Source organism: Agriterribacter sp., from assembly GCF_035444585.1.
Lineage (GTDB): Bacteria > Bacteroidota > Bacteroidia > Chitinophagales > Chitinophagaceae > Agriterribacter.
Map to the genome: position 1 here is coordinate 10,556 of NZ_DAOMOZ010000154.1, position 1,713 is coordinate 12,268.

General features: G+C 44.7%; 2 protein-coding genes. One reads left to right on the forward strand and one right to left on the reverse strand.

From position 1 onward, the window contains the following. Positions 1-579: 579 nt before the first annotated feature. Positions 580-1,473, forward strand: a complete 894-nt coding sequence (locus PLH26_RS15365; RefSeq protein WP_324586916.1) for a lysophospholipid acyltransferase family protein — start codon at positions 580-582, stop codon at positions 1,471-1,473. A 10-nt stretch (positions 1,474-1,483) separates the two neighbouring features. On the opposite strand, the gene PLH26_RS15370 is transcribed toward PLH26_RS15365, so the two are convergent. Beyond that, a partial coding sequence (locus PLH26_RS15370) for a Uma2 family endonuclease (RefSeq protein WP_324586917.1) occupies positions 1,484-1,713 on the reverse strand: 230 nt, incomplete at its 5' end.

The following is a 1,713-nucleotide window of genomic DNA, read 5'->3' on the forward strand; positions in this document are numbered from 1 at the left end:
TAAAGCCCGAAGCCGAAAGCTCGAAATCCGAGGGGAATACAAAGCGCCAAGGACCAAATAACAAAGATCAAATAAAAATTCAAATTTCAAATCCGAAGCCATAAGCGGTCGGTACCCGAGGTAAGGAGGGTCAGCACCGCATTTGGGCATAAAGCCCGAAGCCGAAAGCTCGAAATCCGAGGGGAATACAAAGCGCCAAGGACCAAATAACAGGAATCAAATAAAAATTCAAATTTCAAATCCGAAGCCATAAGCGGTCGGCGCCCGAGGTAAGGAGGGTCAGCACCGCATTTGGGCGTAAAGCCCGAAGCCGAAAGCTCGAAATCCGAGGGGAATACAAAGCGCCAAGGACCAAATAACAAAGATCAAATAAAAATTCAAATTTCAAATCCGAAGCCATAAGCGGTCGGTACCCGAGGCAAGGAGGGTCAGCACCGCATTTGGGCGTAAAGCCCGAAGTCGAAAGCTCGAAATCCGAAGGAATACAACGATAAACTAAAAATCAGAAATCCACAAATCAGCAATCAACAATAACTCACTGGCCGCCGGGAATGTCAAATCCTCTCTATCTTTGCCCCCATGTATTATATTATACTAGGTATACTGTATCTGTTTTCCTTTCTGCCGTTGTGGATTATTTACCGTATATCCGATTTCATCAGCTTTATACTGCATTATATGCTGGGCTATCGCCGGAAAGTGCTGATGAAAAACCTTACTATCGCCTTCCCCGAAAAAACAGAAAAGGAAAAAATGGCGATCATCAGGAAATTTTACACCAATTTTACCGACACTTTCCTGGAAGCCATCAAGTTGCTTTCCATATCCGAAAAAAGCCTCCGCAAAAGAATACAATTTGACCCATCGGTGTTTAATGAACTGTACCGTACAGGCAAAAGTTGCCAGGTACATGCGGGCCATAATTTTAACTGGGAATGGGTGAATGTAAGAGTAGCGAAAGAATTGCTGTACCCTTACCTTGCCGTTTATATACCTATTGCCAATAAAGTACTTGACAAGGTGTTTAAATATTTCCGGGAAAGAACGGGTACTACAATGTTGCCTGCAACGGATATGAAAAATGCCATGTTACCCTACCGTCATAAACAATACCTGCTGGCACTGGTAGCCGACCAAAATCCGGGTGACCCTTCACGGGCGTATTGGGTGAAATTTTTTGATCGCTGGACGCCCTTTGTCATGGGTCCGGAAAAAAACGCACGTTTTAATGATATCCCCGTGGTATTTGCCCGCTTTTCAAAGCCCAAAAGAGGCCATTATATTATTGAAGTAAAATTAGCCAGTCTGCATCCGGCAGAAATGAAAGAAGGAGAACTAACGCTGCAATATGTACGCTATCTGGAAGAAGTGATCCGGAAGCAGCCCGAAGTGTACCTGTGGAGCCACAACCGCTGGAAATGGGAGATCAAAGATGAATATGAAAGCAGGAAGATTGAAGATACCGGTATATAAGCGGGTGATTTTAGCTTACCGCTACGCCTTCATATATATCCCCCACAGAAAGAAGGAGACCAACGGGGCCGATCAGTAATTGGTCAGCCGGATTGAAATATTCTTCAAATTTCCATGCGCCGTCCGCCTGTTTTCTTCCTATGCGAACATGGCGCCTGGCAGAGTCAATGGTTACATATTCTTTAAGCGTTCCGATCTGCATATAAAAAAAGAACTTCCTGCCGAGGTCATAGTCCTCCG

Bases quoted from the DNA above. Each gene is read 5' to 3' on its own strand.
- PLH26_RS15365 (WP_324586916.1), top strand. From the start codon at position 580: ATGTATTATATTATACTAGGTATACTGTATCTGTTTTCCTTTCTGCCG.